The sequence below is a fragment of the Kitasatospora sp. cg17-2 genome, assembly GCF_054031055.1.
The window spans coordinates 1,513,352-1,537,055 of the sequence record NZ_CM132923.1; the positions used below are offsets into that span (position 1 = coordinate 1,513,352).

Below are 23,704 nucleotides of genomic sequence, written 5' to 3' on the forward strand. Positions count from 1 at the left end.
GATCAGCCGTGCGGGTGTCGGTGGCAGCCGGTTCCGCTGCAGGTCGTAACTTTCCGGACCGTCGTTCTTTGATCCGGACAGCAGTGATTGCAACCGGTTCAGGGCGTGCACCACCTTCAGCCGGCGCCTGATTCGACCGCCAACAGGTCGACCAGTGCTTCGAATTCATCTTGAGAGGAATGCGGAAATGTTCAAGAACACCTTTGCCGCCGCCGCCGGCCTGGCCGCCGCTGCCATCGCGATGTCCGCCGGGTCGGCCTTCGCCATCGCCGACGCGGACGGCGCCGCCGTCTCGTCCCAGGGCAACGGCGGCACCAACCAGACCGGCACCCACGGCGACCACAGCGCCAACTTCCACACCCTCGACAACCCGAACATCTGCCTCCCGGAGGTCCACAACGTCGCGGTCGGCGCCGTCATCGGCGTGGCCGTCCCGATCGAGGTCCCGGTCCTCAACAAGACCCCGAAGCAGATCTGCAACGTCGGCCACAACACCCAGTCCTCCGGTGACGGCGGTGTCTCGCACCTGATCGGCTGATCCCGCGGTACTCCTGGCCCCGGTGACACGTCCCGGGGGCCGGGTACCGCGCGGGACCGACGCCCGGCCGGGGCTTCCCGGCCGGGCGTTCGGCATGTCCGGTGGGCCGCGGGGGACTTGCGGGGCGCACGAAGAGTGGACGACCAATGGCCGACCGGTGCGCGAAGCCCGGGCGGCGCGGGAGTGCGGACCCGCGCCGCCCCGCACCGCCCGCCACCCGGGGCCCGGCGGCCCCGCCCCTGGTGAACACCGGTCCTGCGGGCACGGAGTCGTCCGGGTGGTCGGAACCACCCGGCTGTGACCCCCGGTCAGAATGGGGCCACCGATACCTGGCGGGCTGGCACGTACATGGCTACCCTGCTGCCTCCGGGCGCCCTCACCGGCCGTCCCGGCAGTCCGCACCACCCCACGGGTCGTCAGCACCGGACCAGAGGAGTGTCATGCCCAGCACTTCCCGCTCCGCCAGCTCCGCCAGCCCCTCCGTCGCCCCCTCCGGCACCACCGGCCTCCGGCGGCCCCGGCGGCGCCGGCTCGCCTCGTTCGCCGCCGTCGCCACCGCCGTCGCCCTGGCCGTCGGCATCGCCGCCCCCGCGCACGCGGCCGGCGGCCACCTGCCGCCGATCCACCCCGACCTCGACTTCGCCGGCTCCACCGTGGCCGCCCACGAGGGCCGCGACGGCACCGCCCCGCTCGCCGCCCTCGCCGTCACCCAGACGCCCGGACTCGACGTCGCCAGCTACCAGGGCAACGTCAGCTGGTCCTCGGTGCGCGCCAACGGAGCCCGCTTCGCCTACGTCAAGGCCACCGAGGGCACCACCTACACCAACCCGTACTTCACCCAGCAGTACAACGGCTCCTACAACGCCGGCCTGATCCGCGGCGCCTACCACTTCGCCCTGCCCGACCGCTCCTCCGGCACCGCGCAGGCCAACTGGTTCGTCGACCACGGCGGCGGCTGGTCCCGCGACGGCAAGACCCTCCCGCCGGCCCTCGACATCGAGTACAACCCGTACGGCGCCACCTGCTACGGGCTCAGCCAGAGCGCCATGGTGAGCTGGATCCGCGCCTTCAGCAACACCGTCCACACCCGCACCGGCCGCTACCCGACCATCTACACCACCACCAACTGGTGGACCACCTGCACCGGCAACAACGCCTCCTTCGGCGCCACCAACCCCCTCTGGGTCGCCCGCTACGCCTCCGCCGTCGGCACCCTCCCGGCCGGCTGGAGCTACCAGACCATCTGGCAGCACGCCGACTCCGGCACCTTCCCCGGCGACCAGAACCTCTTCAACGGCGCCTTCGACCGCGTCCAGGCCCTCGCCAACGGCTGAACCCAGGCGCTCGTTCCGTCCCCCATAACACCCACTCACCACGACACTCGACGATCCCCTGACGGCCTCCAGGAAGCCGCCCACCACACGCACCGGCGGCAAAGTGCTAGCTTCTCCGCATAGGACGGTGAACAGCGTTGCCGAACAACAGCGTTGAGGTGATCGGTGAGCAGCTCGGCAGTAGAGATCTTTCGCCGCATGGAAGGCTTCTATGCACCCGAACCAGGTACGGCTCGAAGTGTCCCGGAGAGCTTCTCCGCACTCGATTTCGAGGTGCGCTTCCTTGCGCTCCTAGCCACCTCCACGCTCCGGGCATCCGGCCGATCGGTGCCACCGATCGGCCGGTCGCCCGGGCTCGGGGAGTGGATCTCCCTTCTCCGTGACCTGCGTTCACGCCTCAACAGCGCCGGTGACAACACCGCGGTGCGCCACGTGGGTCAGGCCGTAACCGAGGCACTGTTCGGCTATGACGGCGGGATACCGGACGCGCCGTCCGGACTCCGGAGCACCAAGCAACTGCGCGACCACGTGAGCCACGGCGGGGCAGTGCCACCGGGTCTCTCGATGACCGTGGACGCTCTGGTACGCAAGACTTCCGACATCGTCGCAAGCTGTCTAGCCAACGCCACAGTCTCGCTCACCAGTACAATCGATCCCGAGCTCCGACCGGCTTTCCTCTGGTCCGACAGCGAGGTTGGGCTCTGGCCCTTCCTCTACGCCAAGGCGGACAACAGCTGGCACGTGTACTCGAGGTTCGTCGGCAACGATCCGTCGTTCCTCGCCTTCGGCACACCGGGCTACCGGTCCACCGTCAGCGGAGGTCCGCTCACAGCCTCGCTTGACCAGCTCCTCAAACCGCGATATCTGTCGGAACCCCGGGAAGCCTTCCGACGGGATGTCCAGAGTGACCTCGAAGCCTTTTCCGATCTGGTAGCACCACCGCCGGAGTGCTTCGACCACGAGCATGGATTCGGGTACGAGTGGGGCAAGTCGACAAGCGAGGGCACCGAACACCGGCGAGACTACTTCCGCCTCGGTCCCGACGGCCCCCAGTGGCAACACGAGGACGGCTGGCTCCCGTACCGCGTCTACCTCCGCCGACTGGCCAACTGGTCCGTCGTCGCCGCCCGACTGCGGCACACCCTGGAGCGAATCGAACGCCGGATCACCGACGAAGAGACCAACCAGCTCGGTTGGAAGCCGGAGATCGCCGCACAGCGGGAAGCGCGCGTGCAGGTGACCGACTATGACGGCACAAACCCTCAACAGCAGCAATTCTCCGCCCTGATCGACGGCGTGGACGACGACCTCGGTGTAGAGAAAGGCGAGACCCAAGTCGTCTTCGTCAACGGCGAGGCCGGGATCGGGAAGACCCGGGCGATGGTCAGAGCCGCGCGGGACCGGGCGCTGGAGGTTGAGCGAAACCAGGGCAACGAACGCGGAGACCTCCCGCTCTTCCTGTACGTGCAATCCACCGGCCGGGTCCTAGACGGCCTCGACGCGGCAGTCAACGATGCCGTCGTCCTGACACAGAATCTCGACGAGGACCGTGTCAAGTCTCTCTGCCGCAACGGCCTGCTGGCCCTGCTCATCGACGGCTTCGACGAGTTGCTCGGCGGCGCCGCATACAACGATGCCCTCGATTCCCTGAAGGACTGGCTTAACGCCCTCGGAGGCCGCGGGGTCCTCGTCGTCTCCGCGCGCTCCTCCTACTACGTGAACCAGTACCGGTCCAGCGTCCAGCGCGCCAAAGGCGGGAACGCAGCCGTCCGGCATCGAATTGCCGAGGTGCTACGTTGGACTCCCAGCGAGATCCGCTCCTTCCTCAACGACCATGGAGTTCCGGCCTCCCGCTTCCAGAACCTGTCAATCGGGGACAAGGAACTGCTTGGTCTGCCCTTCTTCGCCCGAGCCTTCGCCGAGATGTGCCTCGCTGGGGATTACGACGAGGATTCGAACACCCCCTCCTCCTTCACCGAACGGCTCCTGGATCACTACATCCTGCGGGAGGAACGCAAGCTCACCCCCGCCGCAGGCAGTGCGTCGAGCCTCCTCGACCACAGCGAGCTGCGACGTACGTTCGAGTATGTCGCAGAGATCATGGCTGACAACCATGAACGTGAGGTCGATTCCGCCGAATTGGAAACGGCTGCGGCGATAGCGCTCGGCCTGGACGACGTGGAGGAGCTGGACAACCGGGAAGGTCTTCGGGACCGGCTGCAGGTGTTATGCGGGCTAGCAGCCGGCTCGACGACCAACGGACCCACACGCTTTCGGTTCCAGCACGAACTCTTCTTCGACCACTTCCTTGCAGGCATTGCCACTCGCTACCTCGACGAGCAGTACCTCACGGTCTTCCACCGGCTCCTGAGCCGGTCGGAATGGCGAACGGCCACCGTGAACGCCGTGGTCGCGGCAGTCGACCCTGCTCGCATCGTCGGTGCGCTGGCCGACTTCCCCTCGGAATCCACTCGCCAGGCAGAGGGCTTCCACGACAGCGTGCTCGCGGCCAACCTCGGCAGCCTGTGGTCCGCGGTGATCAGGATCACTCAGGCGGTACCGTCAACACCAGTTCTGGGCGCGACCTTCGCCGACCCGCTCGACCTCACCGATGTCGAAGCGAACAACGTCAAACTAGTCGACTCCCGTGTGGACAAACTGGTCCTCCCCACGACCGCCAGCTGGCAGATCCGGCTCGACGGGACCCATGTCAAGAAGATCACGACAGGTGAGGGGAAGAGCAATCTGACAGGGCTGAGCGGAGTCGTACACAAGGAGGTGGTAGAGCTCTACGTCCGCCCCACCCATTACCACACCCGCCGCCAGGAGATCCTCGATGCACTCCTGAGCTGCGGCGCCGCTGTAATCGACGCTCCGGAGCCGTCGAGTGAAACCGCCTCGACACTGGCTGAGGCATCTCGGCACTATCTCAAGCATCTTACGGAACATGCCCAGTCGACTCTAATCCTCAGGGAGGATCACCAGCCTGAGGACCATCGCTTGAAGTGGACCCAGGAGTACGACGGCGAGTGGAGGCGCTTCATCGGTGAGCTTCTCGACTCTGATCTGGCACGACCGGAGAACCTCGCGGCGAAGGGGTCCAAGAAGGTCCGATTGAGGCTCAATCTCGGCGCCGCGATCATTCTGGACGAATCCTCGGAGGATGCGAGGGTCCACAGCTTCTGGGAGCGCGTGAAGCGGTAGCCAGCCATGTCGTTCCGTACGGACAGCTGGCCGTACGGAACGGGTCTGCCGCTGTTGCCTCCGCCAACGGCTGACCCCGCCTCCTCGCCCCGCCGCCCCCGCCACCCGGTCCGGTTCCGGGTGGCGGGGGCGGCGGGCTCACGGGGCCGCGGTGAGGGAGTCCAGAAGGATGCGCCAGGCGGCGGTGTGGGCGGCCGGGTCGTCGGGGGTCGCGTCCGGGCGGCCGAAGGCGACGTGCGGGGCGCCGTGGAGGACGGCGAGCAGGAGTTGGGCCACCAGTTCGGGCGGGCGGGGTGCCATGCTGCCCTCGCCCTGGGCGCGGCGGATGAGGGCGACCAGGCCGCACTGCACGTCCGAGAGGATGTCGGGCGCCGGACCGGCCGGGTCCGGGACGTCGGTGGCCAGGCGGAGGGCCGCCCGCAGCCGGACGTCCTCCTTCAGCCGCTGTGCGAGGTCCAGGACGAGTCCCTCCAGGACGTCCGCGGCCCCGACGCCGGGGACGTCGCGGGTCAGCCGCATCTCCTCCCAGACCTGGCGGGACTGCGACATCAGGGCACCCGCGAGGGCGCGCTTGGAGTCGAAGTGCCCGTACAGCGCGCCCTTCGTCATGCCGGTGCGCTGCGCCACCGCGTTGAGGGTGGCCCGGCTGTAGCCCTGGGTGGAGAACTCCTCGGCCGCGGCGTCGAGCACCTTCTCCCGGGTGCGCCGGGCCCGCTGCTGCTTCATCATGCGGTCCTCCTCGGGGTTCGGAGAACATTCCGTGGCGGAGGAATGTTCTCGGGGCGGCACGGTCACCGCCCGGTTCCGTTCTGGTCCGACCGGGAACATTCAACGGTGCTTCCTCCCCCGAGGTCGCGAACTCCCGCGCGGTACCGCTACATTGCGGTTCCCCCACAGGTGTCACGGCTCAGGAACCTACCTTCCGGAAGGATTGGCGTCGAGACGGGCTTCCCGCCGCCCTGTCCAAAACGCCTTCGTCGAGCACGGGTTGACAGCCCGCACCGGAACCGTCGCGGCGAACTCCGCCCCCACCACCGAGGAGCCGAACATGCCCGAACCCGAACCCGAGCGCGAACCCGAACGCGAACCCGACTCCGGGGCCAGACCCGGGGCCGAACCGCCCGGTCCGTTCCGGGTCCGGCCGATCGCCACCCGGCGGGGCCCCGACCCCAAGCAGGACCGGGCCGCCCGCACCAGGCTGCTGGTCCTCACCGCGGCCGCCGAACTGTTCACGGCCCGGGGCTTCCGGCACACCTCGGTGCAGGAGGTCGCCGACCGGGTGGGGATGACCAAGGGCGCGGTCTACTTCCACTACCCGACCAAGGAGGCACTGGCCGTCGCCGTGGTCGAACACCACTACGCCCGCTGGCCGTTGCTGCTGGCCGGGGTCACCGCGGAGGGGCACGGGCCGTTGGAGACCGCAGAACGCCTGCTGGCGGGCGCGGCGCTCGCCTTCCGGGACGACGTCGTCGTCCAGGCCGGCACCCGCCTGCAGGTCGAACGCCCGCAGATCGACGCCGAGTTGCCCACACCGTACGTGGACTGGACAGAGCTGCTGGCCGGACTGCTGTCCCGTGCCGAGGCGCTGGGCGAGCTGCGGACGGGGGTGCGACCCCGGACCGCGGCCCGGTCGCTGGTGGCCGCGTTCTTCGGCACCCAGCACATCTCGGACGTCCTGCGCGAACGGGCGGACATCGTCGAACGGTGGTCGGAGACGGCCGAGTTACTGTTCCGGGCGATCCGCGCGGAGTGACGCGAGCGGACGGCGGGCGGGCGCTGCGGACGGCTGCACGACGCGCGGGGCGTCGATACCGGCCCGGCTGGCGGCCGCTGCGACCAGCGCGAGCACGGCCGCCGCGAGCGGGAACCAGCGCCCGCCGAACAGGGCCACGGCCGCGCTGCCGACCGCGCCACCGGCGGCCGTACCCAGGTACAGGGCACTGCTGTTGAGCGAGATCAGCAGCTGCGCGTTGCCCGGGTCGAGCGAGGCGAGCCGGTGCGGCAGCGCCACCGAGACCGCCCAGCCCGCCAGCGGGGTGACGACGGCGTAGGCGAGCGCACCCGGCATCGAGCGCCCCGCCCACGGCAGCGCGGCGAACGCGAACGCCGCCACCGTGCTGCCGACCAGCAGCACCCTGCGGACGCCGACCCGGTCGACCAGGCGCCCGCCCAGCCAGCTGCCCGCGACCGAGGCGAGACCCGAGACCAGCAGCACCAGGCTCAACCGGTCGGCCCGTCCACCGGTGGCCGGGGCGATCGCGGTGGCCAGGTAGATGTAGACGGTCTGGAAGGCGAGGAAGAAGAGCAGCGTGGTCGACGCGGCGCCGAGCACCCGCCGGTCGCGCAGCGGCGCCAGCCGGTCCCGCAGGCCGGGTGCGACGGCGGGCGCCGGGAGGTCGCGCAGCAGCAGGGCGAGCCCGGCCAGGGCGGCCGCGCCGAGGGCGGTGACCAGCCACATCGTGAGGCGCCAGTCGGTGCGCCCGATCCAGGTGCCGAGCGGGACGCCGAGCGCGGTGGCGACCGTCATGCCGCCGAGCACGGTGGCCAGCGCCCGGCCGCGCCGCTCGGGGGCGACCAGGGTGGTGGCCACCGCGTTGGCGGTCGGGGTGTAGAGCGCGGCGCCCGCGGCGGCCAGGACCCGGGTGGCGAGCAGGGTCCCGTAGGAGGGGGCGAGCGCGCTGAGCGCGTTGGTGGCGGCGAACACGGCGAGCGCGGTGAGCAGCAGCCGGCGGCGCGGCCAGCGCGCGGTGAGCGCGGCGAGGGGTGGGGCGAGCAGCGCGTAGCCGAGGGCGAAGACGGTGACCAGCTGGCCGGCGGCGGCGACCGTGACGCCGAGGTCCTCGGCGATCGGGCCGAGGATTCCGGCCATGACCATGGTGTCGGTGCCGACGGCGAAGGTGCCGAGGGCGAGCAGGAGCAGGCGGACGGGCACGTGGTTCCCCCAGGAGCGGACGTCATCGGGCCTGATTGTTGGACGAACAGGCAACAGTTTGATGCTCGCCAAACAGTACGGATTGGTGGATGATTGTCAAACCGTCCCGTTCGCGTCGCGCCAGCGCCGCCCCAGCCCCGAGGAGGCCGCCGGCCATGACCGACGACGAGCGGCTGCCCCAGCCCGCCACCACCGAGATCGACCTGGTCACCGTGCTGCACGCGCTCGGCGACCCGGTCCGGATGCGCCTGCTGACCAGCTACGCCGACGGCGCCGAGCACTCCTGCGACCCGCGCCACCTCGGCCTGGACCACCTGCACAAGTCGACCGTGTCGCACCACATGCGGGTGCTGCGCGAGGCCGGCGTCACCTCCACCCGGGTCGCCGGCCGCAACCGCTTCGTCTCGCTGCGGCGGACCGACCTCGACGCGCGCTTCCCCGGCCTGCTCGACGCCCTGCTCGCCGCGACCCGGGCGGCCGACCCCGCCTGAGCCCTGCCCGAACCCCGACCCCGCCTGAGCCCTGCCCCGGCACGCCCTCCCGCCGCCCGAGCCCTGCCCCACCACGCCCCGCCCACCGCCGCCCGTCCGGCCGCACCGGACCGGCGCCCGCGCCGCGTGCTCGGTAGCGTGGCCGGGACGGCGAGGGCGCGTACCAGCGAAGGGCCGGGTGCGATGATCGGTGAGGTCGACGGACAGGCCGGCGACGGACAGACCGGCGACGGGCTCGACCTGGACGGCCTGCGCCGGGTCTACGGCACCCCCGGGCACCGGCTGTTCTACACCCTCGTCTGCCGACGGGCCCGGCACTGGGGCTGGACCGAGCCCGGCCAGTCCAAATGGCGCTGCTGGCGCGCGCAGCGGCAGCTGGAGGGGGTGCTCGGGCGCAAACTCGCCCTGGCGCCCGGTTCCCGGGTCCTGGACGCCGGCTGCGGCTCGGGCGTCGTCGCCCGCCAACTGGCCGCCCGCTTCGGCCTGCGGGTCACCGGCGTCGACCTGATGGACTTCCACGTCCGCGAGGCCCGCCGACTGAGCGCCCGGGCCGCGCTGGAGGGCCGCACCTCCTTCAGCTGGGGCGACTTCCACGAACTGGACCTGCCCGCCGGCTCCTTCGACGGCGCCTACTCGATGGAGACGCTCTGCCACGCCCACGACCCGGCGCGCGCCCTCGCGGAGTTCCACCGGCTGCTGCGGCCCGGCGGACGACTGGTCCTGCTCGGGCCGGCCGCCGTCCCTCGCACGGAGATGCCCGGAGCCCAGCAGGCGCTGCTCGACCCGTACTTGGACGCCATGGTGCTGCCCGGCGCCCGCCGCTACACCACCCGCACCCTCGGCAGACTGGTCACGGGCGCGGGCTTCCGGCTGGAGGAGGAGCTCGACGCCACGCCCTACTACCTGCCGACCACCGAGGCGCTGTACGGGTACTTCCGGCTGCCCTACGCCGTGCTGCGGCGCCTCGGCGCGACCGAGCACTGGCTGGGGCTGCGGTCCACGGTGGAGATGTACGAACTGCGCCACCACGTCGCGTGGATGGTGCACACCGCCGTCAAGGACGGCTGACCGGCGCCGAGTTCGATGCCGGAGACCGGTCCGTCAGCGCCCGGCACCCAGCATCCGGAGCACCAACTCACCGTAACGGCGGCCGAGTTCCTCCGGGGTCTCACTGCTGCGGTCGGTGTACCAGCGGGACACGTCGATCCCGAGCGAGGTGACCGCGCGCGCGGCGGTGCGCACCTCGGCGACCTCGAACAGCCCGTCCGCGCGCCCCGCCTCGATCAGCGCGGTGACCTCGCGCTCGATGTCCAGCCGCAGCGCCGCGACCGCCGCGTAGTCGTCCTCCGGGAGCGCGTGCAGCTCGTAGTTGACCACCCGGCCGACCGTCCGCGCCCGGGCGTGCCAGGCGGTGAAGTCCTCGACCAGGCGCCGCATCCGGTCCACCGGGTCGCCCTCGCCGGCCACCGCCGCGCGGACCAGGGCGAGCGCCGCGGCGTGACCGGCCCGGCTGATCTCGGCCAGCAGGGCCGCCTTGGAGGGGTAGTGGATGTAGAGCGCGGCCGGGCTCATCCCGGCGCCGGTGGCGATGTCCCGGGTGGTGGTGGCGTGGAAGCCGCGCTCGGCGAAGGACTCGACGGCGGCCCGGAGCAGCCGGTACGCCGCCTCCGGGCGGGTGTCGGCGCCGCCGGGCAGGGTGGGCCACAGCTCGGCGATGGGCGTGCTGGTCATGGCGCCATCCTCGCAGATCGGTCGTCCGGGCGGTCGTACGGGCATTCGCCCCGGGGCCGGGCCGGCGGAGGGCGGGAGACGCACCCGGAACACCCGCCCGGACGCGACCCCAGGGGCTGTTGACAGGGTGTCGCACCGACAGCATGCTGAGCAAGCGCTTAGTCAGCAGCCGCTCCACCAGTCAACAGCAGCTCCACCGGCAGCCGGGCCGCCGAGCCGGTCGCACGGCCGCCGTCCACGCCGAAGGGATCCCCGTGGTGCACTCCTTCAAGGGCCGGGTGGCCGTCGTCACCGGATCGAGCCGGGGCATCGGCCTCGGCATCGCGCGCGAGCTGGTCGCCCGGGGGGCCAGAGTGTGCCTGACCGCGCGCACCCCGGAGCCGCTCGCCGAGGCCGTCCAGGACCTCGGCGGACCCGAGGTCGCCATCGGCGTCGCCGGCCGCGCCGACGACCCGGCCCACCAGGAGGAGGCCGTCGCCCGCACCCTGGAGGCCTTCGGGCGACTCGACCACCTGGTCAACAACACCGGCATCAACCCGGTGTACGGCCCGGTGCTGACCGTCGACGAGGCCGCCGCCGCCAAGATCCTCGCCGTCAACGTGCTCGCCCCGCTCGCCTGGACCCGCCGGGCGCACGCCGCCTGGATGGGCGAGCACGGCGGCTCGGTGGTCAACGTCGCCTCGGTGGCCGGCCTCCGCTCCTCGCTCGGGATCGGCATGTACGGGGTGTCCAAGGCCGCGCTGATCCGGCTCACCACCGAACTCGCCGCCGAACTGGGCCCCGAGGGCATCCGGGTCAACGCGGTCGCCCCCGCCGTCGTCAAGACCAGGTTCGCCGAGCCCCTGTACGAGGGCCGCGAGGAGCAGGTCGCCGCCGCCTACCCGCTCGGCCGGCTCGGGATGCCCGAGGACGTCGCGGGCGCGGTCGCCTTCCTGCTCTCCCCCGACGCGGCCTGGATCACCGGCCAGACCGTGGTGGTGGACGGCGGCATCACCCTCGGCGGCGGGCTGTGAGCACCCCGGCCAACACCCCCGCCACCACCGCGGCCAACACCCCGGCCGCCAACCCCGCCGCGAGCCCCGCCGAGACCTCTGCCGAAACCCCCACCGACCCCACGACCGCCCCGCCGTTCGCCGGCCAGGGCGTCGTCGTCACCGGCGCCGGCCGCGGCATCGGCGCCGCAGTCGCCCGCGCCTTCGCCGCCGCGGGCGCCCAGGTGGTGGTGAACGACCTGGACGGCGCCGCGGCCCGCGCGGTCGCCGCCGACTGCGGCGGCTCCGCCGTCCCCGGCGACGCCGCCTCCGCCGAGGGACTCTCCGCCCTGGTCCACTCCGCCCGGGGAGCGCTCGCCCGGCACGGCGCCGAACTCGACATCTGGTGCGCCAACGCGGGCGTCGCACCGGTCGGCGGCGCGTACGCCGCGCCCGAGGCCTGGAGCGCCGCCTGGGAGGTCAACGTCCTGGCCCACGTCCGGGCCGCCGAACTGCTCCTCCCCCACTGGCTGGAACGCGGCAGCGGCCGGTTCGTCGCCACCGTCTCGGCGGCCGGGCTGCTCACCATGCTCGGCTCGGCCCCCTACGCCGTCACCAAGCACGGCGCGCTCGCCTTCGCCGAGTGGCTCGCCGCCACCTACCGGCACCGCGGGCTGCGGGTGCACGCGCTCTGCCCGCAGGGCGTGCGCACCGCGATGCTGGCGAGCACCGGCGCGGTCGGCGAGGCGCTGCTCGCACCCACCGCGCTGGAGCCGGCCGAGGTCGCGGCGGCCCTGCTGGACGCCCTGGCGGCGGACCGCTTCCTGGTCCTGCCGCACGCCGAGGTCGCCGACTTCTACACCGTCCGTGCCGGGGAACCGGACCGCTGGCTGGCCGGGATGAACCGCCTCCAGCGGCAGCTGGAGCAGGAGGGGGCGCTGTGAGGGCCTGGCAGGTGCCGGAGCCGGGCGAGCCGCGCGCGGCGCTGCGGCCGGTCGGCGACGCGCCCCGGCCGGCGCCGGGCCCGGGACAGCTGCTGGTCCGGGTCCGGGCGGCGGCCGTCAACTTCCCGGACGCGCTGCTGGTCCGGGGCCAGTACCAGGTGCGGCCGCCGCTGCCGTTCACCCCCGGGGTGGAGCTGTGCGGCGAGGTGGTGGAGCGCGGGCCCGCCCCGGCGGAGCCGGGAGACCTCCCGGACGAGCCGAGGGACCTCCCGGCGGAGCCGTGGCGGCCCGGTGACCGGGTGATCGGCACCCCCGTCCTCCCCCACGGCGCCTTCGCCGAGTACGCCCTGCTGGACGCGGCCGCGACCTTCCGCGCCCCCGACTGCCTGGACGACGCCGAGGCGGCCGCCCTGCACATCGGCCACCAGACCGCCTGGTTCGCCCTGCACCGGCGCGCCGCGCTGCGCCCCGGGGAGACGCTGCTGGTGCACGCGGCGGCCGGCGGGGTCGGCAGCGCCGCCGTCCAGCTCGGCCGGGCGGCCGGCGCCCGGGTGATCGCCGTGGTCGGCGGCGCGGCCAAGGCGGCCACCGCCCGCGCGCTGGGCGCCGACCTGGTGGTCGACCGCACCACCGAGGACTTCGTCGCCGCCGTCCGGACCGCCACCGGAGGCCGGGGCGCCGACGTGGTCTTCGACCCGGTCGGCGGCGCGGCCTTCACCGGCTCCACCCGCTGCGTCGCCTTCGAGGGCCGGATCGTCGTGGTCGGCTTCGCCGGCGGCGAGATCCCGGCGCCCGCGCTCAACCACGCCCTGGTGAAGAACTACGCGATCCTCGGCGTGCACTGGGGCCTCTACCAGACCCGCGACCCGGAGGCCGTGCGCGCCGTGCACCGGGAGCTGTGCGCACTCGCCGCCAAGGGCACGGTCCGCCCACTGGTGACCGAACGGCTCCCGTTCGAGGCCGTCCCCGACGCCGTCCAGCGGGTCGCCGACGGGACCACCACCGGGCGACTGGTGGTGCTGCCGTGAACGGGCGGGGCCGCGGCCGGCGGTCCCGGGCCGTCACCACGCCGCGTCGGTGCCGGCGGCGATCAGAACGACCCCATGTGATGACCCGATTCGTATGACCGGACGCCGCCGACGAGCACCACCCCTGGGAGCAACGTGATGATTCGTGTGCGGAGGGTGATCGGATCCTCCGCCACACCAAGGAGTTTCGATGAACCGTTTCACCAAGGCCTCGGTCACCGCCCTGGTCTGTGCCGCTGCTTGTACGGGCACCCTGGTCTCCACCGCGACCCCGTCCGCGGCCGCGACCACCGACACCTGCGGCGGCGCCATCAGCGACTACACGGGCCTTGAGAAGGCCGACACCGCCTTCACCGGTACCGCCACGGACGGCGCCACGAGCCGACCGTTCAGCATCACGCCCCAGGCCCACAAGAGCGCGCTGGTGAAGACGGAACTCGTCACCGGCACCAATGACACCTACGCGATCGCCAACTTCACGCTGGGCGTCAACAGCCTCGGCCGAGGAATCATCTACTTCGCGATGTTCGGCGGCACCGGCAACAGCACCGACATCGCCTGCGCAACGGGGACCCGGGTCACCAGGATCACCGGCCAGCTCCGGGTCTCCGACGCGGACAGGCCGCTGGAGTTCGACATCAGCCGCGCCTGACCGCCGCAAAGCCTCGACAAGTGCCGTGACGATGTCCCGCCGCCCGCCCGGGCGGCGGGACTCCGACGGGACCACCACCGGGAGGCCGGTGGCGGGGCCGCGACTGACGCTCCCGGGCCGTCACCACGAGGCGTCGGTGCCTGCGGCGATCACCTCCAGGGCCGGGCGCGGGGCGCGGCCGAGCAGGGCGGCGAGGTCGCCGGGCTTGCCCGGGCCGGCGAGGAAGCCGTGGGCGATCGACGAGAGGGTGCCCGCCACCATGGGCACCTGGAAGGACTCCGCGCCCGAGGCGGCGATCGCCGCCCGCGCCTGGGCGAGGGTGCCGGGGCGGTACTCGACCGGCCTGCCGGTGGCCCGGGTGAGCGCCGCGGCGACGTCGGCGGCGCCCACCGCCTCCTCGCCGACCAGCTCGTAGACCCGGCCCGCGTGCTCGGCCGGGGCCGACGCGACCTTCGCCGCGATCTCGGCGAGGTCCTCGCGGGCGACCGCCGCCAGCCGTCCGTCGGCGAGCGGGGCGGTGATCACGCCGTCCGCGTCGGGCCGGGCCAGGAAGGCCAGCAGCTCCGCGTAGAGGCCGTTGCGCAGGATCGTCCAGCGCAGGGTGGCGGACTCGCGCAGCCGCCGTTCGGTCCAGCGGTGGGCGAGCGCGTAGGCGAGGTGGTCGCCGTCGCCGGAGAGGCTGGTGTAGACGACGTGCTCCACCCCGGCCCGCTCGGCCGCCTCGATCGCCGCCCGGTGGCGGGCGATCACCACGTCGTCCTCGCCGTAGCCGGCCGAGACGAGCAGCAGGGTGCGCACTCCGGTGAAGGCCTCGGCCAGTGTCTCCGGGCGGTCGAAGTCCACCGTCCGCACCGGCACGCCGGTCGTCGACGCGCGCTCCGGCGTCCGGCTGCCCGCGACCACGCCCTCCGGCCCACCGGGCCGTCCGGCGAGGCGCTCCAGCACCAGCGAGCCGAGTCCGCCGTTGACACCGGTGACGAGAAGCATCGTTCCTCCTGGGGTTCCGTCCGCCCTGGTCGGCGGCCCGGTCTCCATCCTCGATAGCCTGGGCGTTCGACGTAAGGAGGCACTTCGATGTCAGTGGGGCACACCGAGGTAACCACCCCGGCCGCCGGAGCGCGTCCGGTGCTCTGGTGCGAGGACGGGGAGGACTGCGGCATCCGCGATCTGCTGAACCGCCTCGGCGACCGCTGGACCGTCCTGGTGGTGGTCGAACTCGCCAAGGGGGTACGGCGGTTCCGCGAGCTCCAGCGCGGCGTGCCGGGGATCTCCCAGCGCATGCTGACCCTGACGGTCCGCCGGCTGGAGCGCGACGGCCTGGTCTCGCGCACCGTCCACCCGACGATCCCGCCCCAGGTGGACTACGAGCTGACGCCGCTCGGACACAGCCTGACCCATCTGGTGCGCGCGATGGCGGACTGGTCCTACGACCACCACGACGCGATCGTCGACTCGCGGCAGAGCTGGGACGACGCCAATCCGGGGTCGGAGATCCGCTGACCCCGACGACCGCACCACAAGCAGGATGTGACGCCGCGTCAGCGCTCGAACCGCATCTCCGGGAAAAGCGCCGAGGGCCCGTCCAGCAGGCGGTCGTCGTGGCCGCGCAGCCAGCGGTCGAGGAACGAGCCGACATAGGCCCGGGTGGCGAGCACCGCCCGCTCCGGCCGGACGTCGCCGATGTCCGCGCGGACGGCGTCCGCCGGTACGGCCCCCTGCCGGGCGAGTTGCGGCAGCAGCGACTGCGCGTCGGTGTAGGAGCCGTGCCGGGAGCCGAGCAGGGTGACGTCGGCCTTCCAGCCCCGGGTGTGCTGCCAGAACGCGGCCCAGCCGGGCTGGCCCGGGTAGCCGCCGGAGTCCTCGCTCTCGGTGCCCATCAGCAGGAACGGGCGGTCCAGGCCGTCCTCGGCGACGCTGCTCAGGTGCACCCCGGTGCCGTCCGGACCGGGGAAGTGCAGTTGGCCGTCCAGGTTGACGCCCGCCTTGATCCGGGGATCGTCGTGCATGGTCTGGGCGGCCGTGAAGCCGCCGGCGGAGTGGCCGACCATGCCGATCCGGTCGAGGTCCAGCGATCCCGCCAGCGCGGGCGGCAGCCGGCGGTCGGTGCGCAGCGCGGCCAGCTCGTCCAGCACGAAGCGGGTGTCGGCGACCCTGGTCGCCATCACCTTGCGGAGCAACGCGCCGATGTCCAGGCCGGGTTGGCCGGCCAGTGCGGGCAGGACGGAGGTGGTCAGCCGGCCGTCGGGGAAGGCCACCTCGGAGGCGTCGGAGGGGTGGTCGACGGTGACCACGACGTAGCCGCGCGAGACGAGGTCCTCGACCAGCGCGGTGCCCCAGGTGCGGGGGTCGCCGAGTCCGGCCGAGTAGAGCACCACCGGGCGCGGCCGGGCGGCGGGCAGCGCCGGGGCGTCCTGTCCGGCGTGGGTGCGGACCCCGGACCAGTCGGTGCGGCCCGGATCCGTCCGGTAGTTGAAGACGCCGGCGCCGTCCGGGCCGCCGAAGTGACCGGCGGCGCGCGGCTCCATGTAGCGGGCCCGGCCGTCGGCCTGGACGGGGCGGGTGGCCGGGTACCAGAGGCTGATCATCAGCTCGCGGTCCCGCCCCGGCTGCCAGGGGTCCTCGCGGCCGTGGTCGACCAGGCGCAGCGCGGTGGTGCCGATCGCGTACGGGCCGGTGGGCTGCGGCAGTCCGGCCCTGGCCAGACGTTCGGCGACCGCCGGGGCGGCCTCGGCGGGGACCGCGGCCGCCCCGACGCCGCCCAGGACCGCGCTGGCCGCCAGAGCGACGGCGACGCCCGTCCGCAGACCCCGTCCACGCACCGTACCGGCCCGCCCCTGCACCCGCTCGCGCATGCTCCCCAACTCCCCGTGACGTGCGGCCCACCGTCCGTCGGCCGGCCGTACGGCGACAGTACGGTCCGGAACGGTGCGTGGACGTCATACCGCGGAGCCAACCCGCCGGGTCATACCCGGGTACTACCCGGTCGTGACCCGGGCGGGCGTACCGGAGAGACGACGGCGGGGCGTCAGCGGTAGCGGCGGGGCATCGGCGGTGGCGGCAGGGCGTCAGGGGGAGCGGCGGGGCGTCAGCGGTGGCGGCGCAGCTCGCGCCGGGCGAGCGAGCGCTTGTGCACCTCGTCCGGCCCGTCGGCGATCCGGATCGTCCGGTTGAAGGCCCAGAGGGCGGCGAGCGGGGTGTCCTGACTGACGCCGGCCGCGCCGTGGGCCTGCACGGCCTTGTCCAGGATCCATTCGACGGTACGCGGCGTGGCGATCTTGATGGCCTGGATCTCGGTGTGCGCGCCGCGGTTGCCGACGGTGTCCATCAGCCAGGCGGTCTTGAGTACCAGCAGCCTCAACTGCTCGATCCTGACCCGGGATTCGGCGATCCAGTCCTGGACGACGCCCTGGTCGGCGAGCGGTCCGCCGAAGGCGGTGCGGTCCAGGACGCGGCGGCAGGTCAGTTCGAGCGCCCGCTCCGCGATGCCGATGGCGCGCATGCAGTGGTGGATCCGGCCGGGGCCGAGCCTGGCCTGGGCGATGGCGAAGCCGGCGCCCTCCTCGCCGAGCAGGTTCCCGGCCGGGACCCGGACGCCCTCGAAGGCGATCTCGGCGTGGCCGCCGTGGTCGGCGTCGTCGTAGCCGAAGACGGTCATGCCCCGCCGCACGGTGACGCCGGGGGCGTCCCGCGGCACCAGGACCATGCTCTGCTGCCGGTGCGGCTCGGCGGCGGGGTCGGTCTTGCCCATCACGATCAGGAGGTGGCAGTCCGGGTTCATCGCGCCGCTGATGTACCACTTGCGGCCGTCGACCACGTACTCGTCGCCGTCGCGCACGATCCGGGTGGCGATGTTGGCGGCGTCGGAGGAGGCGACCTCGGGTTCGGTCATCGCGAAGGCGGAGCGGATCCGGGCGTCCAGCAGCGGTTCCAGCCAGCGTTCGCGCTGCTCGGCGGTGCCGAACCCGGCCAGCAGCTCCATGTTCCCGGTGTCGGGGGCGGCGCAGTTGAGGGCGGGCGGGGCGAGGTGCGGGCTGCGGCCGGTGATCTCGGCGAGCGGCGCGTACTGGAGGTTGGTGAGTCCGGCGCCGTGCTCGCCGGGCAGGAAGAGGTTCCACAGGCCCTGCTTGCGCGCCTCCACCCGCAGGTCGGCGACCACCGGCGGGATCTCCCAGCGCGGCCGGGCCGGGTCGGCGAGCTGGGCGGCCAGCACCGGTTCGGCCGGGTACACGTGCCGGTCCATGAACTCCTCCAGCCGTTCGCGGAGTTCGAGGGTGCGGCGGTCGTAGGAGAAGTCCATCGGTCAGTGTCCCTTCAGCGTGGTGAGGCCGTGCTCGATCAGGACGGGCGCCGCCGTGCCCGCCCGTTCGAAACCGGCGCCGAGGGTGCGGCCCTGGCGGAACCGGTAGTGGATGCCCTCGGCGACGACGGCGAGCTTGTAGGCGGCGAAGGCCACGTACCAGTCCAGCTCGGCGGCGTCCCGTCCGGTGGACCGCGCGTAGCGGTCGACCAGTTCGGCGCTGCGAGGGAAGCCGGGCGCGGTGGCGGCGGCCGGGACGAGCCCGCCGCCGACACCGGCCAGTTCGGTGTACATCACCAGCAGCCCGACGTCGGTGAGCGGGTCGCCGAGGGTGGACATCTCCCAGTCCAGGACGGCGCCGATGACGTCCCGTCCGTCGCGCTCCTGGAGCAGGACGTTGTCGAGCCGGTAGTCCCCGTGCACCAGGGCCGGGGCCGGGGAGGCCGGCCGCCGAGCGGTGAGCAGCTCGTGCAGCCGGTCGACGCCGGGCAGCTCGCGGCTCCGGGAGGCCTCCAACTGGGTCGACCAGCGCCGCAGTTGGCGTTCGAGATAGCCCTCGGGGCGGCCGAACCCGGCGAGCCCGACCGCCGCCGGGTCGATCCGGTGCAGGGTCGCGAGGGTGTCCACCAGGGCCTCGCCGACCGCCCGCACCCGGCCCTCGCCGAGCGCGCCGAAGACCTCGGCGTCCCGGTGCACGACCCCGGGCACGAAGGCCATCAGGTACCAGGGCGCGCCGAGCACCTCGGTGCCCGGATCCAGGTGGACCGTCTCCGGCACCGGCACCCCGGTGCCGCGCAGCGCCGTCATCACCCGGTACTCGCGGCCCATGTCGTGCGCGGTGGCGAGCACGTGCCCGAGCGGCGGCCGGCGCAGCACCCAGTCGTGGGCGCCGTCGGTGAGCCGGTAGCTGAGGTTGGAGCGGCCGCCCTCGATCAGCCGCGCCCGCAGCGGACCGGCCACCGTCCCGGGCAGGGCGCGCTCCAGGTGGGCGCGCAATCGCTCCAGGTCCAGCCCCTGCGGGGGCTCCGAACCGGGCTCCGAACCAGGCTCCGAACCGGGCTCCGAACCGGGCCCCGAACCGGGCTCCGGCATGCTGTCCGACCGACTGTCCGGCGTGCTCTCCGGTGTGCTGTCCGGTGTGCTGTCCGACTTGCTCTCCGGCACGGGCACTCTCCCTTCGTCCGCCGACCGCGTCGTCGACGACCAAGCACTGACCAAGCGTCGGCCAAGCGCCGACCAAGCCCTGACTAAGCGCTTGCTCAGCATTGGGCCGACGGCGGTGCCGTGTCAATCCCGACGGGACGTCACAATGAGCGCCATGAGGTTGATCCACACCGTCGTCGGCGCGCTGCTCCTGCTGCTCACCATCGGCAGCATCCTGCGCACGCTCGTCGTCCCGCGCGGCCTGTACAGCTCCCTGGTGCACGGGCTCTGGCGGGCCCTGCGCACCGTGCTGCGGCTCGCCGCCGCGCCGTTCGGCACCTACCGCGCGCAGGACCGGGCCCAGACCTGGCTGGCCCCGCTGATGCTGACCGGCATGCTCGCCGTCTGGCTCGGCGGGATGCTGATCTCCTACACGCTGATACTGCACGGCACCTCGGGACTCGACTGGTCGGTGTCCTTCCGCGAGGCCGGCTCCAGCCTCTTCACCCTCGGCTTCGCCAGCGGCGACCGGCTCCACCTCTCCGTGATCGACTTCGTCGCCGCCGCCAGCGGCCCCCTGGTGATCGCCCTGCAGATCGCCTACCTGCCCACCCTCTACTCCGCCTACGGCCGGCGCGAACTGGAGGTGACCCTGCTCCAGTCCCGGGCCGGCGAGCCCGCCTGGGGCCCGGAACTGCTCGCCCGGCAGTCCCTGGTCGACACCGAGACCGCCCTCCCCCAGCTCTACCGGGACTGGGAGCGCCTCGCCGCCGACCTCGGCGAGAGCCACTCCAACTACCCGGTGCTGATCTCCTTCCGCTCCCCGCAGCCCAACCGCAGCTGGGTGGTCGGACTCATCGCCGTCATGGACGCCGCCGCCGTCCACCTGGCGATCTGCCCGCGCACCGCCCCGCCGGAGGCCCGGCTGGTGCTCCGGGCCGGGTTCACCGCGCTGCGCGACATCGGGCGCTCGATGCGGGTCGACTTCGACCCCGACCCGGCCCCGGACACCCCGATCCGCCTCAGCTACACCGAGTTCGACGCGGCCGTCGCCCTGATCGCCGCCGCCGGGTTCCCGCACGAACGGCCCGCCCACGAGGCCTGGCCGCACTTCCAGGGGTGGCGGGTGAACTACGAGCCGCTGGCCTACGAGCTGGCCCGCCGCAGCGACGCCGTCCCGGCGCTGTGGAGCGGCCCGCGCGACTTCCGGGCCCCGGTCATCCCGCCGGCCCGACCGGCCGACCGACGACCGCCGGGCGGCCACGCGGGCTGACGCACGCGCGAGCCGCCCGGACGGCCGAACGGGGACGCGGAGGCGCAGGGGCCCGGAAGCTCGGGGGCCCGGAGGCGCGGGGGCCCGGAGGCGCGCCCTACTTCGGCTTGCGCTGGGTGAACCGCAGCATGTTGCCGGCCGGGTCGCGGAAGGCGCAGTCCCGCACCCCGTACGGCTGGTCGATCGGCTCCTGGAGCACCTCGCCGCCCGCCGCGCGGATCCGCTCGAAGACCGCGTCGCAGTCCTCGGTGGCGAAGATGACCGCCCGCAGCAGCCCCTTGGCCAGCAGTTCCGCCATGGCCTGGCGGTCGGCGGCCGAGGCGTTCGGGTCCGCCAGCGGCGGTTCGAGCACGATGTCCACGTCGGGCTGCGAGGGCGCGCCGACCGTCACCCAGCGCATGTTCTCGAACCCGACGTCGTTGCGCACCTCCAGGCCGAGGACGTCGCGGTAGAAGGCGAGCGCCTTGTCGTGGTCGTCGACGGCGATGAAGCACTGTGAAAGCTTGATGTCCATGCGCCTCACGCTACGGGTGGGGCGGACGATGCGCTTCTCCGTTCCTGACCGGTCTGGTGTAGAGCTTCGCGTAGCAGGCCGGGATCGCGGCGCCGTCCTCGTGGCCCCGGGCCCGGTAGGCGCTGGGGCTCTCCCCCACCAATTCGGTGAAACGCGAACTGAACGACCCCAGCGAGGTGCAGCCCACCGCGAAGCACACCTCCGTCACCGAGAGGTCGCCGCGCCGCAGCAGCGCCTTGGCGCGCTCGATCCGCCGGGTCATGAGGTAGCTGTACGGCGTCTCCCCGAAGGCGGCCCGGAAGCTGCGCGAGAAGTGGCCCGGCGACATCAGCGCCACCCGCGCCAGCGCCGGCACGTCCAACGGCAGCGCGTAGTCGCGGTCCATCGCGTCACGGGCCCGGCGCAGCCGGACGAGGTCCTCCAGGATCACCCCTCCACCCTCGCACAGGGCAGCGACAACCGCCCCGACCTGGTCGTTTATGCTCTGCGACGGACCACCCGCCGGCGGTGGAGCAGCGCGAGGGCATCCCGGCGGAGCGGGTGCGCGCGTTCGCGGACCTGCTGCTGGGCGGCTGAGCGGCCGAGGCGCCGTCGGCGCCTCGGCCCCCGGCTCAGATCTCGACGGTGGTGCCCGCCGCGAGCGAACGCTCCGCGGCGGCGAGGATCTCCACGGTGCGCAGGCCGAACGCGGCCGAACAGGGGTGCTCCTCGCCGGTGCGGGCGGCGGTCGCCAGGGCGTCCAGGGCGCGGTGGAACGCCGCGTGCGGACCCTCCCCGCGCTCCGGGAGCCGGACGGTGCCGGACTCGCCGCGCAGCTCCATCCCGGTGCCGCCGCCGGCGACCGGCGCGGTCAGGCTCAGCGCGAGGGTGCTGGAGGCGCCGCCGACGTGGCGCAGCACCAGGTGCACGGTGTCCAGCGGGCCGGGCACCGCGGTGACGGCGGTCGCGTCGCCGAGCACGGGCAGCAGCACGGAGAGCGCGTGCGGGCCGACGTCCCACAGCGCGCCCTTGTCCTTGCGCCACTGCGAGTCCGCGTACGGGCTGGTGGAGCCGGGGGCGAAGACGGAGCCGAGCCAGTCCGAGCGGCCGGTGAACCAGCCGCCGACGGCGGCCTGCTCCTCGATCCACGGCAGCTGCTCGCCGCCGAAGCGGACGGTGAAGAACACCACGGAGGCCACCCGGTGCGCCTCCGCCGCCTCGACCACCCGGCGGGCGTCGGGGACGGTGAACGCGACGGGCTTGTCCAGCAGCAGGTGGCAGCCGGCCTCGGCGGCGCGCACCGCGAGGTCCGCCTGCACGGTCGGCGGCAGGGCGATCGAGACGGCGTCGACCTCGGCGAGCAGCCGGTCGAGGTCGCCGTGGCCGGGGACGCCGTACTTCTCGCCGAGCGCGGCGGCCGCCTCGGGGCGACGGCCCCAGACGCCCGCGAACTCGACGCCGGGGTGCTCCGCGAGGACGGGCGCGTGCACCCGCTCCGCCCAGGTGCCGGTGCCCAGGAGTCCGATCCGCATGGTGCTCCTACTTCTCTCTTCGCCTGCTGTTCGGGTGTCGGTCGTGCCGTGAGGCAGTCCTGCGGTCGTGCGGTCCGGTGCCACCGGTGCCGCCGCGGACACCGCTGCCCGGAGCGGGTGCTCCGGGCAGCGGCTCGCGCGGGTCGGTTCCGGGCGGTCCCGGGGCCGTCAGTCGGCGGCGGGCGCGGCGACGGGCGGGGCCGGGTCCGCGGCCTTGGCCGCGTCCTCGGCCTCCAGGGCGTGCGCGGCCTTCGCGGCGCGGCGCTTCATGAACCAGGCCGAGAACGCGCCGATGGCGACGGCGAGCAGCAGGCCGATCCAGGAGAACTTCGACAGCCACTGCTCGGCGACCTTGCCGACCTGGTAGACCAGCCACGTCGTGCCACCGGCCCAGACCACGCCGCCGAGGACGTTGGCGATCAGGAACTTCCAGTAGGGCATCTTCAGGGCGCCCGCCAGCGGGCCGGCGAAGATGCGCAGCAGGGCGATGAAGCGGCCGAAGAAGACCGCCCACATGCCCCACTTCTGGAAGGAGCGCTCGGCGCTGGCCAGGTGGGCGGGGCCGAAGTGCTTGGGGAACTTTCGGCCGAGCTTCTCGAACAGCGGCTTGCCGCCCTTGCGGCCGATCGAGTAGCCGATCGAGTCGCCGATGATCGCGCCGGCGATCGCGCAGACCGCCACCCAGACCGGGCTGACCACGCCGCGCGAGGCCAGCAGGGAGGCGGAGACCAGGGCGATCTCCCCGGGGAGCGGGATGCCCAGCGACTCCAGTCCGATGATCAGCGCAACGAGGGCGTACACCGCGCCCGGTGGTACGCCTTCGATCCAGGCGTCGATGTGCAGCAAGGCCAGTACCTCCGTGGCAGGACGAGACCCGCGGCAGGCCCGCCCGGGTCCCGTTCAGGTCCCCGAGGCTCGCGCCGGTCTCGACAGTCGTCCGAATGGCGGCACCAGGCCGCTCCCCGAGAGGGCAGCCTAACGTGCCGGGCGGCCCGTCCCCTCGGCCGATCACCCCTGCGTACGACGTGCGGGACGGCCCGGCGGTTCCACGCCCCGGGCCGTCCGCGGGACCCGGTCTCCGTCGGGGCGCGCGGGGGCGCGCGCCGGAGCGGCCGGCAGCCACGAGGACGGGCGACGCTCC

At 73.2% G+C, this 23,704-nt stretch carries 23 protein-coding genes; 12 read left to right on the forward strand and 11 right to left on the reverse strand.

The window, feature by feature from the left end:
* Positions 1-187 precede the first annotated feature (187 nt).
* From ACW14Y_RS05985 to ACW14Y_RS05995, 3 genes are all read left to right on the forward strand, one after another.
* A complete protein-coding gene (locus ACW14Y_RS05985; protein ID WP_380312935.1) occupies positions 188-538 on the forward strand; it encodes a rodlet layer protein in 351 nt (116 codons plus the stop codon).
* Between the two features lie 440 nt (positions 539-978).
* Positions 979-1,872, forward strand: coding sequence for a lysozyme (locus tag ACW14Y_RS05990; protein WP_456986123.1), 894 nt, complete (start codon positions 979-981; stop codon positions 1,870-1,872).
* 198 nt (positions 1,873-2,070) lie between these two features.
* Entirely contained in the window at positions 2,071-5,076 is a 3,006-nt protein-coding gene (locus ACW14Y_RS05995; RefSeq protein ID WP_456986124.1) for an NACHT domain-containing protein, read from the forward strand.
* 138 nt (positions 5,077-5,214) lie between these two features.
* On the opposite strand, the gene ACW14Y_RS06000 is transcribed toward ACW14Y_RS05995, so the two are convergent.
* Positions 5,215-5,805 carry a TetR family transcriptional regulator gene (locus tag ACW14Y_RS06000; protein ID WP_380388155.1) on the reverse strand — a complete coding sequence of 197 codons (591 nt, stop codon included), beginning with the start codon at positions 5,803-5,805 and terminating at the stop codon, positions 5,215-5,217.
* Positions 5,806-6,124: 319 nt separating this feature from the next.
* Between ACW14Y_RS06000 and ACW14Y_RS06005 the strand changes: the two genes are divergently transcribed.
* A complete protein-coding gene (locus ACW14Y_RS06005; protein ID WP_456986125.1) occupies positions 6,125-6,829 on the forward strand; it encodes a ScbR family autoregulator-binding transcription factor in 705 nt (234 codons plus the stop codon).
* Here the strand turns inward: ACW14Y_RS06005 and ACW14Y_RS06010 are convergent.
* Positions 6,800-8,008: an MFS transporter gene (locus tag ACW14Y_RS06010; RefSeq protein WP_456986126.1), complete on the reverse strand. Its 1,209-nt coding sequence runs from the start codon at positions 8,006-8,008 to the stop codon at positions 6,800-6,802. The two genes, ACW14Y_RS06005 and ACW14Y_RS06010, sit on opposite strands and share 30 nt — an antisense overlap.
* Positions 8,009-8,163: 155 nt before the next feature.
* Between ACW14Y_RS06010 and ACW14Y_RS06015 the strand changes: the two genes are divergently transcribed.
* Together ACW14Y_RS06015 and ACW14Y_RS06020 are read left to right on the forward strand one after the other, a co-directional pair.
* Positions 8,164-8,499, forward strand: a complete 336-nt coding sequence (locus ACW14Y_RS06015) for an ArsR/SmtB family transcription factor (protein ID WP_456986127.1) — start codon at positions 8,164-8,166, stop codon at positions 8,497-8,499.
* Positions 8,500-8,682: 183 nt separating this feature from the next.
* A complete protein-coding gene (locus ACW14Y_RS06020; protein WP_456986129.1) occupies positions 8,683-9,567 on the forward strand; it encodes a class I SAM-dependent methyltransferase in 885 nt (294 codons plus the stop codon).
* A gap of 33 nt (positions 9,568-9,600) precedes the next feature.
* On the opposite strand, the gene ACW14Y_RS06025 is transcribed toward ACW14Y_RS06020, so the two are convergent.
* Complete coding sequence (locus tag ACW14Y_RS06025) at positions 9,601-10,230, reverse strand: TetR/AcrR family transcriptional regulator (protein WP_380388166.1); 630 nt, start codon at positions 10,228-10,230, stop codon at positions 9,601-9,603.
* Positions 10,231-10,484: 254 nt separating this feature from the next.
* On the opposite strand from ACW14Y_RS06025, the gene ACW14Y_RS06030 reads away from it, so the two are divergent.
* The 4 genes from ACW14Y_RS06030 to ACW14Y_RS06045 all read left to right on the forward strand — a co-directional run bounded on the left by ACW14Y_RS06030 (position 10,485) and on the right by ACW14Y_RS06045 (position 13,825).
* Positions 10,485-11,243 (forward strand): SDR family oxidoreductase, encoded by a 759-nt coding sequence (locus ACW14Y_RS06030; protein ID WP_380302663.1) that lies wholly within the window; start codon positions 10,485-10,487, stop codon positions 11,241-11,243.
* Positions 11,240-12,145, forward strand: coding sequence for an SDR family oxidoreductase (locus tag ACW14Y_RS06035; protein ID WP_456986130.1), 906 nt, complete (start codon positions 11,240-11,242; stop codon positions 12,143-12,145). The genes ACW14Y_RS06030 and ACW14Y_RS06035 overlap by 4 nt, the downstream gene beginning before the upstream one ends.
* On the forward strand, positions 12,142-13,173 hold the full coding sequence (locus ACW14Y_RS06040; protein WP_456986131.1) for an NADPH:quinone oxidoreductase family protein: 1,032 nt from the start codon (positions 12,142-12,144) through the stop codon (positions 13,171-13,173). Before ACW14Y_RS06035 ends, ACW14Y_RS06040 begins: the two co-directional genes overlap by 4 nt.
* 190 nt (positions 13,174-13,363) lie before the next feature.
* A complete protein-coding gene (locus ACW14Y_RS06045; RefSeq protein WP_402724223.1) occupies positions 13,364-13,825 on the forward strand; it encodes a hypothetical protein in 462 nt (153 codons plus the stop codon).
* Between the two features lie 120 nt (positions 13,826-13,945).
* On the opposite strand, the gene ACW14Y_RS06050 is transcribed toward ACW14Y_RS06045, so the two are convergent.
* The gene (locus ACW14Y_RS06050) at positions 13,946-14,812 is read right to left on the reverse strand and encodes an NAD(P)H-binding protein (RefSeq protein WP_380388173.1); all 867 of its coding nucleotides are present in this window, start codon (positions 14,810-14,812) and stop codon (positions 13,946-13,948) included.
* Between the two features lie 87 nt (positions 14,813-14,899).
* Between ACW14Y_RS06050 and ACW14Y_RS06055 the strand changes: the two genes are divergently transcribed.
* The gene (locus tag ACW14Y_RS06055) at positions 14,900-15,325 is read left to right on the forward strand and encodes a winged helix-turn-helix transcriptional regulator (protein ID WP_030396509.1); all 426 of its coding nucleotides are present in this window, start codon (positions 14,900-14,902) and stop codon (positions 15,323-15,325) included.
* Positions 15,326-15,363: 38 nt separating this feature from the next.
* Here ACW14Y_RS06055 and ACW14Y_RS06060 read toward each other — a convergent pair whose 3' ends face one another.
* The 3 genes from ACW14Y_RS06060 to ACW14Y_RS06070 form a co-directional block, all read right to left on the reverse strand.
* Entirely contained in the window at positions 15,364-16,677 is a 1,314-nt protein-coding gene (locus ACW14Y_RS06060) for an alpha/beta hydrolase family protein (RefSeq protein WP_456986132.1), read from the reverse strand.
* A 233-nt stretch (positions 16,678-16,910) separates the two neighbouring features.
* Positions 16,911-18,122 carry an acyl-CoA dehydrogenase family protein gene (locus ACW14Y_RS06065; RefSeq protein ID WP_456986133.1) on the reverse strand — a complete coding sequence of 404 codons (1,212 nt, stop codon included), beginning with the start codon at positions 18,120-18,122 and terminating at the stop codon, positions 16,911-16,913.
* A 3-nt stretch (positions 18,123-18,125) separates the two neighbouring features.
* Positions 18,126-19,214: a phosphotransferase family protein gene (locus tag ACW14Y_RS06070; protein WP_456988073.1), complete on the reverse strand. Its 1,089-nt coding sequence runs from the start codon at positions 19,212-19,214 to the stop codon at positions 18,126-18,128.
* A 226-nt stretch (positions 19,215-19,440) separates the two neighbouring features.
* On the opposite strand from ACW14Y_RS06070, the gene ACW14Y_RS06075 reads away from it, so the two are divergent.
* On the forward strand, positions 19,441-20,538 hold the full coding sequence (locus tag ACW14Y_RS06075) for a hypothetical protein (protein ID WP_380302620.1): 1,098 nt from the start codon (positions 19,441-19,443) through the stop codon (positions 20,536-20,538).
* 97 nt (positions 20,539-20,635) lie between these two features.
* Here the strand turns inward: ACW14Y_RS06075 and ACW14Y_RS06080 are convergent, their stop codons facing one another.
* The 4 genes from ACW14Y_RS06080 to ACW14Y_RS06095 form a co-directional block, all read right to left on the reverse strand.
* Positions 20,636-21,052, reverse strand: coding sequence for a VOC family protein (locus tag ACW14Y_RS06080; RefSeq protein WP_266276963.1), 417 nt, complete (start codon positions 21,050-21,052; stop codon positions 20,636-20,638).
* A gap of 10 nt (positions 21,053-21,062) precedes the next feature.
* On the reverse strand, positions 21,063-21,482 hold the full coding sequence (locus ACW14Y_RS06085) for a helix-turn-helix transcriptional regulator (protein ID WP_456986134.1): 420 nt from the start codon (positions 21,480-21,482) through the stop codon (positions 21,063-21,065).
* A 181-nt stretch (positions 21,483-21,663) separates the two neighbouring features.
* Entirely contained in the window at positions 21,664-22,563 is a 900-nt protein-coding gene (locus ACW14Y_RS06090; RefSeq protein WP_456986135.1) for a Gfo/Idh/MocA family protein, read from the reverse strand.
* Positions 22,564-22,731: 168 nt separating this feature from the next.
* Positions 22,732-23,406: a DedA family protein gene (locus ACW14Y_RS06095; protein WP_380302668.1), complete on the reverse strand. Its 675-nt coding sequence runs from the start codon at positions 23,404-23,406 to the stop codon at positions 22,732-22,734.
* Positions 23,407-23,704 lie beyond the last annotated feature (298 nt).